Annotated in this window: 13 protein-coding genes and 2 pseudogenes; 7 read left to right on the top strand and 8 right to left on the bottom strand. The window is 69.4% G+C overall.

Features of this window, described 5'->3' with window-relative positions; all coding sequences use genetic code 11:
• Nucleotides 1-14: 14 nt before the first annotated feature.
• Entirely contained in the window at nucleotides 15-596 is a 582-nt protein-coding gene (locus tag P1N55_RS15625; RefSeq protein WP_276276439.1) for an LURP-one-related/scramblase family protein, read from the bottom strand.
• A gap of 105 nt (nucleotides 597-701) precedes the next feature.
• On the opposite strand from P1N55_RS15625, the pseudogene uvrA reads away from it, so the two are divergent.
• Nucleotides 702-3,669 (top strand): annotated as a pseudogene (uvrA, locus tag P1N55_RS15620) (excinuclease ABC subunit UvrA).
• Here uvrA and P1N55_RS15615 read toward each other — a convergent pair.
• Together P1N55_RS15615 and P1N55_RS15610 are read right to left on the bottom strand one after the other, a co-directional pair.
• The gene (locus tag P1N55_RS15615; protein WP_276276438.1) at nucleotides 3,666-4,268 is read right to left on the bottom strand and encodes a DUF3368 domain-containing protein; all 603 of its coding nucleotides are present in this window, start codon (nucleotides 4,266-4,268) and stop codon (nucleotides 3,666-3,668) included. The pseudogene uvrA and the gene P1N55_RS15615 overlap by 4 nt on opposite strands.
• A complete protein-coding gene (locus P1N55_RS15610; protein ID WP_276276437.1) occupies nucleotides 4,265-4,540 on the bottom strand; it encodes a UPF0175 family protein in 276 nt (91 codons plus the stop codon). Before P1N55_RS15610 ends, P1N55_RS15615 begins: the two co-directional genes overlap by 4 nt.
• A 144-nt stretch (nucleotides 4,541-4,684) precedes the next feature.
• Between P1N55_RS15610 and P1N55_RS15605 the strand changes: the two genes are divergently transcribed.
• The 3 genes and pseudogenes from P1N55_RS15605 (at nucleotide 4,685) to P1N55_RS15595 (ending at nucleotide 8,348) form a co-directional block, all read left to right on the top strand.
• The gene (locus tag P1N55_RS15605; protein ID WP_276276436.1) at nucleotides 4,685-5,449 is read left to right on the top strand and encodes a hypothetical protein; all 765 of its coding nucleotides are present in this window, start codon (nucleotides 4,685-4,687) and stop codon (nucleotides 5,447-5,449) included.
• 40 nt (nucleotides 5,450-5,489) lie between these two features.
• Nucleotides 5,490-7,346: a S9 family peptidase gene (locus tag P1N55_RS15600; RefSeq protein ID WP_276276435.1), complete on the top strand. Its 1,857-nt coding sequence runs from the start codon at nucleotides 5,490-5,492 to the stop codon at nucleotides 7,344-7,346.
• Nucleotides 7,347-7,396: 50 nt separating this feature from the next.
• Nucleotides 7,397-8,348: pseudogene (locus P1N55_RS15595) on the top strand (WD40/YVTN/BNR-like repeat-containing protein).
• Here P1N55_RS15595 and P1N55_RS15590 read toward each other — a convergent pair.
• Nucleotides 8,345-8,731 carry a hypothetical protein gene (locus tag P1N55_RS15590; RefSeq protein WP_276276434.1) on the bottom strand — a complete coding sequence of 129 codons (387 nt, stop codon included), beginning with the start codon at nucleotides 8,729-8,731 and terminating at the stop codon, nucleotides 8,345-8,347. The pseudogene P1N55_RS15595 and the gene P1N55_RS15590 sit on opposite strands and share 4 nt — an antisense overlap.
• 91 nt (nucleotides 8,732-8,822) lie before the next feature.
• Here P1N55_RS15590 and P1N55_RS15585 point away from each other — a divergent pair, with 91 nt between their 5' ends.
• Complete coding sequence (locus P1N55_RS15585) at nucleotides 8,823-9,905, top strand: geranylgeranyl reductase family protein (RefSeq protein WP_276276433.1); 1,083 nt, start codon at nucleotides 8,823-8,825, stop codon at nucleotides 9,903-9,905.
• A 4-nt stretch (nucleotides 9,906-9,909) separates the two neighbouring features.
• On the opposite strand, the gene P1N55_RS15580 is transcribed toward P1N55_RS15585, so the two are convergent.
• Nucleotides 9,910-10,152 carry a hypothetical protein gene (locus P1N55_RS15580; protein ID WP_276276432.1) on the bottom strand — a complete coding sequence of 81 codons (243 nt, stop codon included), beginning with the start codon at nucleotides 10,150-10,152 and terminating at the stop codon, nucleotides 9,910-9,912.
• An 81-nt stretch (nucleotides 10,153-10,233) separates the two neighbouring features.
• Here P1N55_RS15580 and P1N55_RS15575 point away from each other — a divergent pair, with 81 nt between their 5' ends.
• Together P1N55_RS15575 and P1N55_RS15570 are read left to right on the top strand one after the other, a co-directional pair.
• Nucleotides 10,234-10,461, top strand: coding sequence for a DUF7860 family protein (locus P1N55_RS15575; RefSeq protein ID WP_276276431.1), 228 nt, complete (start codon nucleotides 10,234-10,236; stop codon nucleotides 10,459-10,461).
• 58 nt (nucleotides 10,462-10,519) lie between these two features.
• Nucleotides 10,520-10,915, top strand: a complete 396-nt coding sequence (locus P1N55_RS15570) for a hypothetical protein (protein WP_276276430.1) — start codon at nucleotides 10,520-10,522, stop codon at nucleotides 10,913-10,915.
• On the opposite strand, the gene ygfZ is transcribed toward P1N55_RS15570, so the two are convergent.
• The 3 genes from ygfZ to P1N55_RS15555 form a co-directional block, all read right to left on the bottom strand.
• Nucleotides 10,906-11,991 carry a CAF17-like 4Fe-4S cluster assembly/insertion protein YgfZ gene (gene ygfZ, locus P1N55_RS15565; protein ID WP_276276429.1) on the bottom strand — a complete coding sequence of 362 codons (1,086 nt, stop codon included), beginning with the start codon at nucleotides 11,989-11,991 and terminating at the stop codon, nucleotides 10,906-10,908. The two genes, P1N55_RS15570 and ygfZ, sit on opposite strands and share 10 nt — an antisense overlap.
• A 38-nt stretch (nucleotides 11,992-12,029) precedes the next feature.
• Nucleotides 12,030-13,262, bottom strand: coding sequence for a carboxypeptidase-like regulatory domain-containing protein (locus tag P1N55_RS15560; RefSeq protein ID WP_276276428.1), 1,233 nt, complete (start codon nucleotides 13,260-13,262; stop codon nucleotides 12,030-12,032).
• A 73-nt stretch (nucleotides 13,263-13,335) separates the two neighbouring features.
• Nucleotides 13,336-14,280 carry a sugar kinase gene (locus P1N55_RS15555; protein WP_276276427.1) on the bottom strand — a complete coding sequence of 315 codons (945 nt, stop codon included), beginning with the start codon at nucleotides 14,278-14,280 and terminating at the stop codon, nucleotides 13,336-13,338.
• Nucleotides 14,281-14,287: the final 7 nt, after the last annotated feature.

The raw sequence follows: 14,287 nt of genomic DNA, 5'->3' as shown, positions 1-14,287 counted from the left end.
GACGAGGGTCCCGCTCAGTTCCCCTGGATGGCGTCGATGACCATCGCCGCCGCGACGACCGGTTCCTTCGGCACGCCGCTGGCGTCGTCGATGGTGATGTCGTAGCGGTCACGCATCGAGAACTGGCCGTCGATGTTGCCGACGTGGTTCCCCTCACTGTCGGTAATCTCGTACTTGTGGGGAATCCACTCGCCGAAGGGGAGTGTGTTCCGAGCGATAGTTACCAGCGCCCCGCGGGAGTCGATGCGGGCCAGTTCGGCACCCGTCTCGGGGTCGCGGACGCGCCAGGTGTCCTGCAGGAGCGAGAAGTCGTTGTCCAGCACGACGACGGGGTCGCCGGTCCGGGCGTCGATCAGCGTGTAGTTGCCGGCGACGTCGACGATGCCGCTGGCTTTCACCGTGAACACGTCCTCGCCGTTCCCGTCGACGAAGGGGAACTCCTCTTTCAGCTTGAACATCTTCTGCTTGCCCCGGAGGACGACGTTCCCGGCGGTGTCCATCGCCTTGTACTTGTTCCGGACGAGGCTCTGCTCGACGGTGTAGCTGTCGTCGGTGAGCTCGATACCGCTGATGTCGTACGTGGAGGGCGTGCTCATACTGGCGAGTGCACCGGTCAGGACCTTGAACGTGTTGGCACGCCGCCCACTCGCCCGGGCGCAATCGACAGCGTTTCCCCGACCCAATCCCTGGACACGCCATAGATGAGCAAAGACGTCATCGAGGTCACGGGCGCAGCGGAACACAACCTCAAGGACGTCGACGTGGAGATTCCCCGCGAGGAACTCACCGTCGTCACCGGGCTGTCGGGGTCGGGGAAGTCGTCGCTCGCCTTCGAGACGGTCTACGCCGAGGGGCAGCGCCGCTACATCGAGTCCCTGTCGGCGTACGCCCGGAACTTCCTGGGCCAGATGGACAAACCCCAGGTCGAGAACGTCGAGGGGCTCTCGCCGGCCATCTCCATCGACCAGAAGAACGCGGCGAACAACCCCCGGTCGACGGTCGGCACCGTCACCGAACTCCACGACTACCTCCGCCTGCTGTACGCCCGCGTCGGCGTCCCCCACTGCCCGGAGTGTGGCCGAGAGGTGGGCGAGCAGTCGGCCCAGAACATGGTTTCGCGCCTCCTCGACCTTCCCGAGGGGACCCGGGCGAAGCTGTGTGCCCGTGGTCAGAGACCAGAAGGGCGCCTTCGAGGACCTGTTCGACGACCTCGTGAGCGACGGCTACTCCCGGGTCGAGGTCGACGGCGAGGAGTACGACCTCACGCTCGACCGGCCCGAACTCGACGAGAACTACGACCACACCGTCGACGTGGTGGTCGACCGCATCAAGGTCTCGACGGAGGCGCGCTCGCGCATCACCGACTCCGTCGAGACGGCGCTGGGCGAGGCCGAGGGGACGCTGAAGGTCGTCCTCCCGGACCCACCCGAGGGCGCGGCCGACACGCTGGGCGGGTCGACGGCCCGCGCGACGGGCGACCTGGCCCACGACGACGCCGCGGACCCCGAGGAGGACCGTCTCGTGGTCGAACTCTCCGAGGACCTGGCCTGTACCCACTGTGGCATCGACATCTCGGAGATCGAGACCCGCTCGTTCTCGTTCAACTCCCCGCACGGCGCCTGTCCGGCCTGTGAGGGACTCGGCGAGACCAAGGAGGTCGCCGAGGACCTGGTCGTCCGCGACGAGAGCAAGCCCCTGAAGGACGTCTTCGAGCCCTGGAGCTACGACCGGACTTACTACTCGCGGCAGCTTGACAACGTCGCCGAGCACTTCGGCGTCTCGGTCCACACCCCCTTCGAGGACCTGGACCCGGAGATTCGCCGGCAGTTCCTCTACGGCACGGACGACGTGGTCCACTTCCAGTGGCGCACCAAGAACGGCACCCGCGAGAAGACCGAGCGCTTCGAGGGAGTCATCCCCAATCTCGAGCGCCGGCACGTCGAGACGGACTCGGACCGCGCCCGCGAGCACATCGAGGACTTCATGGCGACGACGACCTGTCCCGACTGCGAGGGGACGCGCCTGAAATCGGAATCGCGCGCAGTCCTCGTGGACGGGACCGCAATCACCGAGGTCAACCGGATGTCGATCGGCGACGCGCTGGCCCACTTCGAGGGCCTGGAGGCAAACCTCTCAGCGCGCGACCGGACGATAGCCGAGGAGATCCTCAAGGAGATCCGCGCCCGCCTGGGCTTCATGAAGGAGGTCGGCCTGGAGTACCTCACGCTGGACCGCGAGGCCGCGACGCTCTCCGGTGGCGAGAGCCAGCGCATCCGCCTCGCGACGCAGATCGGCTCCGGCCTGGTCGGCGTCCTCTACGTGCTCGACGAGCCGTCTATCGGCCTACACCACCGGGACAACGACCGCCTGCTGAACACCTTGGAGGAACTGCGCGACCTGGGCAACACCCTGCTGGTGGTCGAACACGACACCGAGACGATGCGCCGGGCCGACAACATCATCGACATGGGCCCCGGCCCCGGCCGGCGCGGCGGCGAAGTCGTCGTCAACGGCCCCTACGAGGAAGTCGTGGCCGCCGACGACTCCGTGACCGGCGAGTATCTCTCCGGGGAACGGGCGATTCCGGTGCCCGAGGAGCGCCGCGAGGGTGACGGGACGCTCACCGTGAAGGGCGCCCGTCAGCACAACCTCGCGGACGTAGACGTCGAGTTTCCCCTGAGCACCGTCACCGCCATCACCGGTGTCTCCGGGTCCGGGAAGTCGACGCTGATGCACGACGTGCTCTACAAGGGCCTCGTCCGCCGGATGAACGACACCGACGTCAACCCCGGCGAGCACGACGCCATCGAGGGCATCGACAACATCGAGACGGTACGGTTGATCGACCAGTCACCTATCGGCCGCACGCCCCGATCGAACCCCGCGACCTACACCAACGTCTTCGACCACATCCGCGAGCTGTTCGCCGAGACCAGCCTCTCGAAGCAGCGGGGCTACGAGAAGGGGCGGTTCTCGTTCAACGTCAAGGGCGGCCGCTGTGAGGGCTGTGGCGGCCAGGGCACCGTCACCATCGACATGAACTTCCTCTCGGACGTGGAGGTTCCCTGCGAGGAGTGTGGCGGCGCACGCTACAACGACGAGACGCTGGATGTCACCTACAAGGGCGCGACCATCGCCGACGTGCTGGAGATGACCGTCGAAGAGGCCTTCGACTTCTTCGAGAGCCACTCCGGCATCCGCCGGCGCCTCCAGCTCCTGAAGGACGTCGGGCTGGACTACATGAAACTCGGCCAGCCCTCGACGACGCTGTCGGGCGGCGAGGCCCAGCGCATCAAGCTCGCCGAGGAGCTCGGGAAGAAGGACTCCGGCGAGACGCTGTACCTGCTGGACGAGCCGACGACCGGGCTCCACCCGGAGGACGAGCGCAAGCTCATCGACGTGCTCCACCGTCTGACCGACGACGGCAACACCGTGGTCGTCATCGAGCACGAACTGGACCTCGTGAAGAACGCCGACCACATCATCGACCTGGGCCCCGAGGGCGGCGAGCACGGCGGGACGCTCGTCGCCGAGGGGACGCCCGAGGACGTGGCGCGGACCGAGGAGTCCTACACCGGCCAGTACCTCCGTGACCTGCTCCCGGCGGTCGACCTGGAGGGTCCGCGAGCGGACCGCGAGGTGGCCCAGCCGGCCGCGGACGACGACTAATCGCCGGCGTCGTCGAGGAGTGTCTCCGCGCGTCTTACCAGGCTCGCGCTGAGACGAGCACCGACGTCGTCCATCGCGTAGAGCTTCGTCTTGGCCTCGTTCGGTTCGAGAGCCCCGGTTTCGACCGCCCTGACGAGAATCCCGATAGTTCCCGAGACCGGTATCGAGAGCGATTGACACGTGTTCCGAAGCGGCTTGTCGTCGGTCAGGATCACGGCCGTATCGGTGAGCCGTGCGGCGGTGAGGAGTGCGACGTCGCCATCGGTACTCGCCGGAGTGGCGGGGCCGGTCCTCACCGTCTCGTCCGGGTCCTTTCCGAGTCGGCGTGCCGAATCGTCGTAGACGTCCGCTGCGTCCATTTCGAGCGCCGTCGAATATACGTCTACGGCGCGGACGTCACCGGTTGCTCGCTCGGGCGCGTTCTCGTCGAGGAGCGTGGCCAGTTGCGTCCGAGCGGGGTCGTCCCTGACCTCTGCTCGGACCGCCGTCGGAACGACGGATTCGCCCCGAAGCGAGGAGAGCAACTCCACGGCGTCGATCGCGGCCAGCGTGATGAACACGCTCGCGTCGACGAACAGCGTCCGTGGGTCGCTACTCATCGTAAGGCGTCCACGTCGTCAGCCAGGTCGGCCTCGTCGTAGTTCGACAGCACCCCACGGTCGTTTGCCTCCGCCATCATCTCGGCGATGGTGAGGCCGGCAAGCGCTGCCGCACCTCGCATCCCGACGGTTCCGTCCTGATAGCGCTGGAGTGCGACGCGAATGAGTTCTTCACGTGCACCCCGTCGGAGCGCCTGACGGATAGCATCGCTCCGGCTCTCACCGCGTGCCTCGGCCAGCCGTTCCACGAGGTCGAGTTCGTCATCGCTCATCCGAGTCGTGACGTTCTCCATATGCAATGCGACGCGTTGCATCGTAATAATCGCATCGTGCTATCGAGTACTGGGCCCGGAATCCCATTTAAATACTCGTGCCGCCCTGAATGCTTATATACCAGCCACAGTTGTCGTTCGCACATGGCTGGTGCGACAGCTGACCAGGTGGAGCGGAAGCGGGGTATCGGGGGACTCGCACGACAGGCGAATCCGGCGTTCGCCGTGGGGGCGGTGGCGGTGCCGCTCCTGGCGCTCGCGGGCGCGCTGGTGACCGGGAACGTCCGGTCGCTCACGTACGTCCACGTCATGGCCGGGGTGCTGTGGACCGGCATCGACCTGTTCATGGGGCTGGTGCTGGGCCCGGTGCTGGGCAGCCAGGAACCCGAACAGCGGGCGGCGTTCTTCACGACGTTCACGCCGAAGATGACGTTCCTGATGCCGGCGCTGGCGATGGTGACCATCGCCGGGGGCATCGTGCTGGCGCTCAGGCTCGGGAAGTTCCCCAACGCCGACCCGTGGCTGGCGCTCATGACGGCGGCGACGCTGATTCCAGTGGTGGTGCTCATCGGGTACCAGTTCGACGCGCTGACCGACCCGAAGACGCTCGTGGCGCTCGGCGTGGCAGTAGTCGGGTCGGGCGCGTATCTGGCGACGGCCCTGCCGGAGTTCGCGATGACCTCGCCGTGGATTATCGCGGCGCTCGCGATCGTCACGCTCCTGTCGGTGCAGGGCTTTGGCGTCATCCTCCCCGGGGAGATTCGAATCTACCGGCAGGTGGTCTCGGCGGACCCCGACGTCGATCTCATCTCGGACATCGGGATGCGAAACGCCAAGCTGGGCGGTATCCAGGGGCTGATGCAGTTGGCCATCGTCTTCGTGATGGTCGGCATCCGGTGGGCGGGATAACCGAACAGTTATCCCACACTCGCGCAAGGTGTCAGGCAAGATGACCGTACTTGACGGGAGTGGGGCGCTGGAGGCGCTTGCCGAGCTCCCGACGATCGCCCATCCCACCGCGTCGCCCGACGGCGACTCCGTCGCGCTGTACTACGACGGGACCGGGCGAAACGAGCTCCACGTCGTCGACGTCGAGACGGGCACACTGACCCAGTGGAGCGACGGCGAAGTACCCAGGGACGTACGCTGGCACCTCGAGTGGAGCGCCGACGGGGACCGGGTGTTCTTCCACCGCGACGAGACCGGCGACGAGCAACACGACGTCTACGCCATCGACGTAGACGGCAGCGTGGAACCGGTGGTCCGGATGGACGGCCAGGTGACCGTCGAGGACGTCGGCGCGGACGGGCGGACGCTCCTGCTGGGCGGGATCCGCGACGGCCAGCGGAACCTCTACCGCCACGACCTGCGGACCGGCGAGACGACGAAACTCACGGCTTACGAGCGGGCCGTCCGGAGTGCGGAACTCTCCCCGGACTGCGAGCACGTCGCCTACGCCACCAACGAGACGGCGGACGTCGACAACCTCGACGCCTACGTCGCCGCGGCCGACGGGTCGGGCCCGCGCGTCCTCCCAGTCGGCCAGCCGGGCGCGGAGACGGTGCCGGTCGACTGGGCGCCCGACGGCGACCGGCTCCTCGTCGCCGACAACAGCGCCGACCTGACGCGGAGCGGCGTCTACGACCTCGAGACCGGCGACGTCGACTGGTTCGGCGGCGAGTTCGAGGAGGAGCCGCAGTGTTTCACACCCGACGGCGAGCGAATCGTCGCGATCCGGACCCGCGAGGCGACGAAACTCCCGGTCGTCTACGACATCGAGGGGCGCGGCGAGCAGGCGGTCTACCTGCAGTCGGGCGTCAGTTCGCTGGGCCGCACCGCCACCCTGGACGACGAGCGCCTCCTGTTGACCCACACGACGCCGACGCGGCGGCCGGAGCTGCTCGTCTACGACCTCACCACGACCGAGGCATCGACGCTGGTGGGCGCGGAGTACGGCCCGTTCACGCCGTCGGAGTTCGCCGACGCCGAGTACTTCACCGTCGAGTCCGACGGGGTCCCCGAGACGCGCCAGGCGGCCGTCGAGCACGAGCCGGCCGCGTCCCTGGAGATCGGGGCGTTACTGTACGACTCGGGGGCGCGGCCGTCGCCGCTCGTCGTCACCCCCCACGGCGGGCCGCGGGCGATGGACACGAAGGCGTTCGACCGCTACACGCAGTTCCTCGTCCAGCAGGGCTACAGCGTCCTCCAGGTGAACTACCGCGGGTCGGCCGGTCGTGGCAGGTCGTTCGTCCGCGAGCTGGACGACGACTGGGGCGGGGCCGAACAGGGCGACGTGGCGACGGTGACCGAACACGTCGTCAGGGAGCGCATCTGGATCGACCCCGACGGCGTCGCCGTCTTCGGCGGCTCCTACGGCGGCTACTCGGCGTACTGGCAGCTGGTCCAGTACCCGGACCTCTACGACGCGGGCGTCGTCTGGATGGGGCTGACGGACCTGCCGCTCATGTACGAGACGACGATGCCCCACTACCGGACGGAACTGCTCGAGCGGAACCTCGGGACGCCCGCGGACAACCCCGACCTGTACCGGGAGCGCTCGCCGGTCAACTACGTCAGCAACCTCTCGGCCCCGCTGTTGGTGCTCCACGGCGTCAACGACCGGCGGGTCCCGGTCTCGCAGGCCCGCCGGTTCCGCCAGGCGCTCGACACCTACGGCTACACGGAGGCCGAAGAGGGCGACTACGAGTACGTCGAACTCGGCGAGGAGGAGCACGCCTCCTCGGACATCGAACGGACGAAACGCCGCTTTCGCCTGCTCGCCGACTTCCTCGACCGGCGGCTCTGACCGGTCGCACCGGCGATAGGTTTCTGCCGCGCCGACGCCAAGAGATGGACATGGACGTCTACGCCGGACTCTCGGACCGTGTGCTCGTCGGCGACGGCGAGACGTGGGCCGACCGACTCCAGGGCCGGACCGTCGAGTGTGTCGCGGCCGACGCCAGGGCCCCCGAGCGGGCGTTCGTCGGCACCGTCGAGGCGGGCCTCCAGCGGACGACTGACGGCGGCGAGACGTGGACCGAGGCGCTCGCGACCGACGACCGGGTCACCAGCGTCACGGTCGCCCCCCACGACCCCGACGTGGTGTGGGCGGGGACCGAACCGAGTGCGGTCTACCGGTCGACTGACGGCGGCGAGTCCTGGACCGAGCGCGGTGGGCTGACCGACATGCCGTCGGCCCCGCGCTGGTCGTTCCCTCCCCGCCCCCACACGCATCACGTCCGCTGGATCGCGGTCGCCCCGGACGACCCCGAGCAGCTGTACGTCGCCATCGAGGCCGGCGCGTTCGTCCGCTCGCCCGACGGCGGCGCGACGTGGGACGACCACCCCGACGGCGCCCGGCGGGACACCCACACGCTCGCGACCCACGCCGACGCGCCCGACCGGGTCTACACCGCCGCGGGTGACGGCTACGCGCGCTCGGACGACCGGGGCGAGACGTGGGCGACCCCGCAGGCGGGGTTGGACCACCGGTACGTCTGGAGCGTCGCCGTCCACCCAGCGGACCCGGAGGTGGTCGTCGTCTCTGCCGCGAGCGGTCCCTATACGGCCCACAGCACGACCGGCGAGAGCTACGTCTACCGCCGGACGGGCGGGGCGTGGACGCGGGCGATGGCGGGCCTGCCCGCCCGACGGACTCGCCCGGGCGGTACTCGCGACCGACGCCGAGGCGTTCTACGCGCTCACGAACCACGGCCTCTTCCGGTCGACCGACGGCCGCGAGTGGGACGCGGTGGGACCCTGGTGCGACGCCTACGACCAGGTTCCCCGGGGACTGGCGGTCGTCTAGAGCGTGCCGCCGAGGAGGAGGACGACGCCGGTGGTCGCCACGGTGAAGATCCCGGCGACGGCGAGAATCTGGAGCGCGCGCTTCCGATCGGCCCGTACCGCCTCGCGTTCCGCGACGGACCCGCTGGACCCGCCAGACCCGGAGAGGTCGTAGCGGGCCAGCGCCCCGAATGCGACGCAGAACTGGAAGTGGTCCTGGAAGACGCCGACCCACCCGCCGAAGACGAAGGGGACGGTCGCCCACAGCGCGGTGTCGGGCACTCGCCCGAGCGCCACCGAGAGGACGATTGCCGCGGCGATACCGAACGACCCGACACCGGAGAGTCGCCTGGCGCGGCGCTGGTCGGCCCCGATGTTACAGACGCCTGGCTGGTACTCGGTCATATCGGACTCAGGTCCCCCGGCGTGAAAATCACGACGGTCACGGGCGACCGAATCGGGAACATATTTGACGCGTGACACCCACAGCGGAGGTATGCACGACGTCGTCGTGGTCGGAGCCGGGCCGGCCGGGTCGCGCTACGCCCGCCGGGCCGCCCAGCGAGGGCTCGACGTGCTCGTCTTCGAACAGGGGACGGTGGGCGAGCCGCTGGCCTGTTCGGGCCACGTCAGCACCGACATCTGGGAGTACACCGAAGACGCCCGCGACGAGCTGTTCCAGAACGAGATCACGGGCGCGCGCTTCCACACCGGCGGGCCGGGCAGCGCCGACCACCCGTTCTACCGGGACGAGGTCATCTCGAACGTCATCGACCGCGTGGGCCTGGACCGCCACCTGGCGGACCTGGCCCGGGAGGCGGGCGCGGACGTCCGCGAGGAGCACACCGTCGTCGGGGTCAGCGAGGAACGCGACGGCGCCAGCGTCGAGGTTCGCGGGCCGGACGGCGTCGAGACCCACCGGGCGAAGCTGGTCGCCGGTTGTGACGGCCCCAAGAGCCGCGTCCGGCGGGAACTGGGCATGCCCGAGCCCGGCGAGCTGCTCCACGGCGTGCTCGGGTTCACCGACGAGGTCGACGACGGCGACTTCGTCGACGTCCACCTCACCGTCCCGCGCTTCTTCGCCTGGCGCATCCCGCGCGGCGAGGCCGGCGTGGAGTACGGCCTCGCCGTGCCGCCGGGCGACGACGCCCGCGGCCGGTTCGAGGCGTTCTGCGAGGGGTACGGCGTCGAGCCAGACCACCGCTGCTCGGGACTCATCCCCGTCGGCCCGCCCAGGCGCGTCTCCGGCCGGCGGTCGTTCCTGATCGGTGACGCCGCCGCCCAGACCAAGCCCTTCACCGGCGGCGGCATCCTCTACGGGATGACCGCGGCGGACCACGCGGCCCGCGAGATCGACCCCGACGACCCGGGGACGCTGGGTGACTACGAGCGGGCGTGGCGGGCGGACCTCCGCTCGGAGATTCGCCTGGGACATGCCGTTCGCGCCGGCTACTCGATGCCCGAACCGGTCCAGAAGCTCGGCATGCGCGCCCTCGAGGGGAAGATCGGGGTCCACATGGACCGGCCGACGACGCTGTTCTCGCGCGAGCAACTGCGGGCGCTGCTCTCGCGGTCCTGACCGCTCAGTTCGACGGGGATGCGACCCGCGCCACGAGTCGCTTGTAGCCGAGCATGTAGACGCCGGCGTAGAGCGCGATGGCGCCCATCCACAGCTCCCACAGGCCGAGCGTCGACTGGCCCGCGAGCAGGTTCGCGAGGCCCGCGCTCTCGATCAGCGCCCCAACGACGGTCAGCAGGCCGGCGGCGAGGAGCGAGAAGACCAGTCCGGCCAGTTCGGCGACCGATTCGGTGACGATAGCGTTCATCACTCGTGGCAAGGCCGCTTTCGACTATAGGCCTTTCTGAAATCGAAAGACAGGTATCATCCCACGTGCGAGCCGACTGGTATGGGACAAACACGTCAGATGGACCACGCGACGCTCGCCAAACGCGGCTTCCTGCTCGGCGTCGGCCTCTTCGCGCTCGGCGTGCTCGGCGAGGTCGCCGGGCCCGCGCTGGTCGGTCCGCTGCCGGCCTGGGGCGACGTGCTGTTGACCGACATGGAGGGACTCGGCATCCTCCTCGCGCTGTTCTCGCCGCTCGTCTTCGGCATCGCGCTGCCGCTCGTCGAGTGACCGACGGCGCTCGAACCTGGTACAACCTATTTAGGCGGTGGCGGCGACTCTCACCCGTATGGAAGCCGCTCGCTTCACTACGGCATCGGCAGTCGTCGCCCTGCTGGGGTGTGTCGTCGCGTTCGTCGGACCGCTCGCGCTCGGTGCGAACCCGGGCATCCGCGGGAGCGTGACGCTCTCGGCGGTGGTGGGCGCGGTGTTCGCCGGGAAGAACTTCCTGACGATTCGCGGTCGGGGCCGTCCCCGCCTCGCCGCCGGCGTCATGGCGACGGCCGTCGGCGTGTGGCTCATCCTCGCACCGCTCCAGTACGGGAACGTGCAACCGGCGTTGACCGCAGTCACGCAGTTCGGCGGGATGTGTCTCGGGGCGTTCTCGGCGTACACGGCGCTGGTCGCCGTCGAGTACTACCTCGGCGAGTCGGACCTGGCGGCCGACGACGCGGGCTACTCGTAGGTCGGCAGTCGCGCCGACGTCGCAGACCCCTCGACGAAGGGCAGGGACACGCGCTGGGCTCCGACCGGGTCGTCGTCGACGCGGACGGTCAACGCGTCCGCGGGCAGGTCCCAGTCCAGGGTCGCCATGGCGATGGGGGCCGCGCGCATCGGGCTGTCGACGGCCCGAGTCACCTCGCCGACGTGCTCGTCGCCGGCGAAGACGGCCGCGCCCGGTTCCGGCAGGGCCTCGACTGCCAGGCCGACGAGTCGCGTGCTCGGGTGCCCGCGGTTCTCGACCCGGGAGACGACCTCCTGACCGACGTAACACCCCTTCTCGAAGTCCAGCGCGTTGCGCAGGCCCAGGTCGTTCGGGAGCGCCCCCTCGATCTCGGTGTCGAACAGCGGCGTCCCCGCCTCCAGGGTCAGGGTCTCCCAGGTCGTGTATCCGAACGGGACGGCGTTGAGGCCGCGGTTGACGAGCGTGTCGAAGACCCGCTCGGCGTCGGCGGCGCGACAGATAACGTCGTAGCTCTCCTCGCCGGCGAGGTTGTCGGTCCGGACGACGGTCACGCCCGCGTCGCCCAGTTCACCACGCTGGAACGAGAGCGAGGTCTCGGGCGAGGACGCCTGGTGGAGGACGCTCGCGACCTTCTCCGTCGATTTGGGGCCGTGGACGCCGAAGGTGGCGAAGTCGTCGGTCGCGACCCGGAACGCCACGTCCTGGATGAACGTCTTCTCGGCCCACTCCTCGGCCAGGGGTTCGGCCTTCTGTGGCGGGGTGAAGACCAGCAGGCGCTCGCCGGCGTTGTAGACGTACATGTCGGTGTCGACACGGCCCTGCGGGTCGAGCAAGAGTGCGTACGTGCCCTGTCCGTCAGTCGCGGGGACGCGGTTCGAGACGGCGTTGTCGACGTACTCGACTCGGTCCTCGCCCGTGACGACCACGACCCCGTAGCCGAACTCGCAGACGCCGACGACGTTCCGAACCGCGCGGTGGGTCCGTTCGGGACGGCCGTAGTTGTCGACGACGCGCCGGCCCCCCACCTCGCGGAACGTCGCGTTGTGGGCCTCGTGGACGGCCTCGAGAACAGTCATTGTACGCCGGTGGGGCCTTCGCGGGGAAAAGCGTCCCGCTAGCGGCGCCGTGCCAGGAAGGCCACCGCGAGCGCCAGTGCGACCAGCGCGGCGGCGGGGGTGAATCCGGGGCCCGCGACGCCCGTCGAGTCCGTCGTGGCCTGCTCGGTGGGCGTCGCCGTGGCCGTCTCGGTCGGCGTGTCGGCCCCGCCGGGCTGGACGCCCTCGACGGTGACGGTCGTCCGCAGCGACCCGTTCTCGGCGGAGAAGGTCACGTTCCCGGCCGTCGGGACGGTGGCGGTTATGTCGCCGGCAGCGTCGGTGGTGCCGACCATCTCTTCGCCCCGGCTGACCGTCGCGTTGGGCACCGCCTCGCCGTACTCGTCGGTGACCGTCAGGGCGACCGACTCGCCGACCACGACCCGTTCGTTGGCCGGCGTCAGGTCGATGCGGGGCGTCCGCGAGATGGAGACGTTGACCGTCGTCTCGGACTCCTGAATGGCGAGGCGCTGTTCGAAGGTCTGGTAGCCGTCCTTGGTGATGCGGACATCGTAGCGGTCGTTGACCGGCACCGAGATGGTCGCCTCACCGTCCGAGAGGGTCTGGACGGAGCCCACGTCGCCGACGGCTATGCGGGCCTCGCGCATCGGTTCGGGCGGGTCGAAGTGCTCGTCGACCACGGAGAACGTGACGAGCACCGACCCCTCGGCCAGCGTGATAGACGTCTCGTTCTCGCCGACGAACGTCGCGCGGGTCATGTTCCGGAAGAATCCGGCCTTCGTCGCGATGACGGTGTAGGTCCCCACCTCGATGGGCGGGGAGGTGACCGTCCCGTCGCTGCCGGTTCGCTGGTCGGTCACGTAGTTCCCGTCGGTGAACAGCCGGACACGGGCGTCCTCGACGGGGCTGCCGTCGGACCCGACGACGGACACCGTCGCGGTGGCCGCGGGCGAGACGTCGACTTCGACGCTGCGGGCCGAAGCGTCCTCGACGGTCAGCGGGACGTTGCGGACGTACTCGTCGTCGTGGACGGCTATCTGGACGGTCGCGCCCTCGGGTACGTCGACGAGCGCCTGCCCGTTCGCCCGGGTCGTCTCGTTGACCGGGCCGCCGCCGTCCCACCGCGCCGAGATGTCGATGTTGCTCAGCGGGTCGCCGTCCTGGTCGACGACGGTGACCGTCAGCGTCACCTGTGACTGTGCCGTCGCGGCCCCCGACAGTGCCACCGTACTGCCGGCCGCGACCAGAAAGAGGACGGCCAGTGTCGCTGCTTGACTCCGGTTCCTGGACATATAGTGACACTTATCGTGGGCGCCTTTAACAGTATGATCGTATTACCGGGGCGAGATAGCGGGGTGCCCGGGGTCAGGGGCGGCCGCCGGACTGGGCCGCGACGAGTCGCTCCACCTCGGCGCGCTCTATCGGCGTCAGCGCGCCCGGCATCGTCCGGGTGAGCGCGGCGGCCGCGACGCCGTGGGACAGGGCCTCGTCGAGCGGGGCGTCCGCGACGAGGCGCTCCAGGACGGCGCCCACGAGGGCAGCGTGCTGGCCGGTGTCGTCGACCGTCTCCGTCTCGACGGCGTCCCGTTCGTGGATGACGTTGTCGTGGAAGGCGACGGCGCCGTACTCGTTTCGCGTCAGGACCACCGTCTCGAAGCCGTGGTCCGCCGCGATGGCGTGGACCATCTCGCGCGGGCGGCCGTTCGTATCGAACAGGGCTTCGACCTGGCTCTCGCCCGCAAAGAGGACGTCGACGGCGTCGAAGAGGTCAGAGAGCGTCTCGAAGGCCCGCTCGGCGGACCACAGTCCGGGGTGGAAGTCCAGGTCCAGCGCCGTCGTCCCCGGCATGGCCCGCAGCAGGGCGCCAGCCGTGTCGGCGGCCGTCTCTGACAGCGCGGCCATCGACCCGGCGACGAACAGCGCGTCGGCGGCCCGGAGGCGGTCCATCGGGAGCTCGCCGGGTCCGAGCGTCGCCATGGCGGCGCCGTGCCTGTCCTGGAGGAGGCGGGTCTCCCGCGGGGGCGCGGCGTCCTCGTGGAAGGACAGTCCCTGGCGGCCGTCCGCGGGGTCGGCCCAGACGACGTCCGTCTCCAGCCCGTGTTCGTGGAGTTCGGCGACGACGCGGCGCCCGAGCGGCGAGTCGGGGAGCTTCGAGACCCAGACGGCGTCGCCACCGAGGCGGTGGGCAGTGGCGGCGGCGGTGCTCGCCATCCCGTCCGTGTGGAGGGTCACCTCGTCGGCGGTTTCGAATCTGTGACCGGCCGGTGGCGAGAAGCGGAGAGCCGTCTCGCCGACCGTGACGAGTGTCATATCCCCT

The organism is Haloarcula regularis, assembly GCF_029338315.1.
In the GTDB taxonomy this organism is placed as follows: domain Archaea; phylum Halobacteriota; class Halobacteria; order Halobacteriales; family Haloarculaceae; genus Haloarcula; species Haloarcula regularis.
Note: the sequence above shows the minus strand (reverse complement) of the source record. Positions and strands in the feature narration are given on the sequence as shown.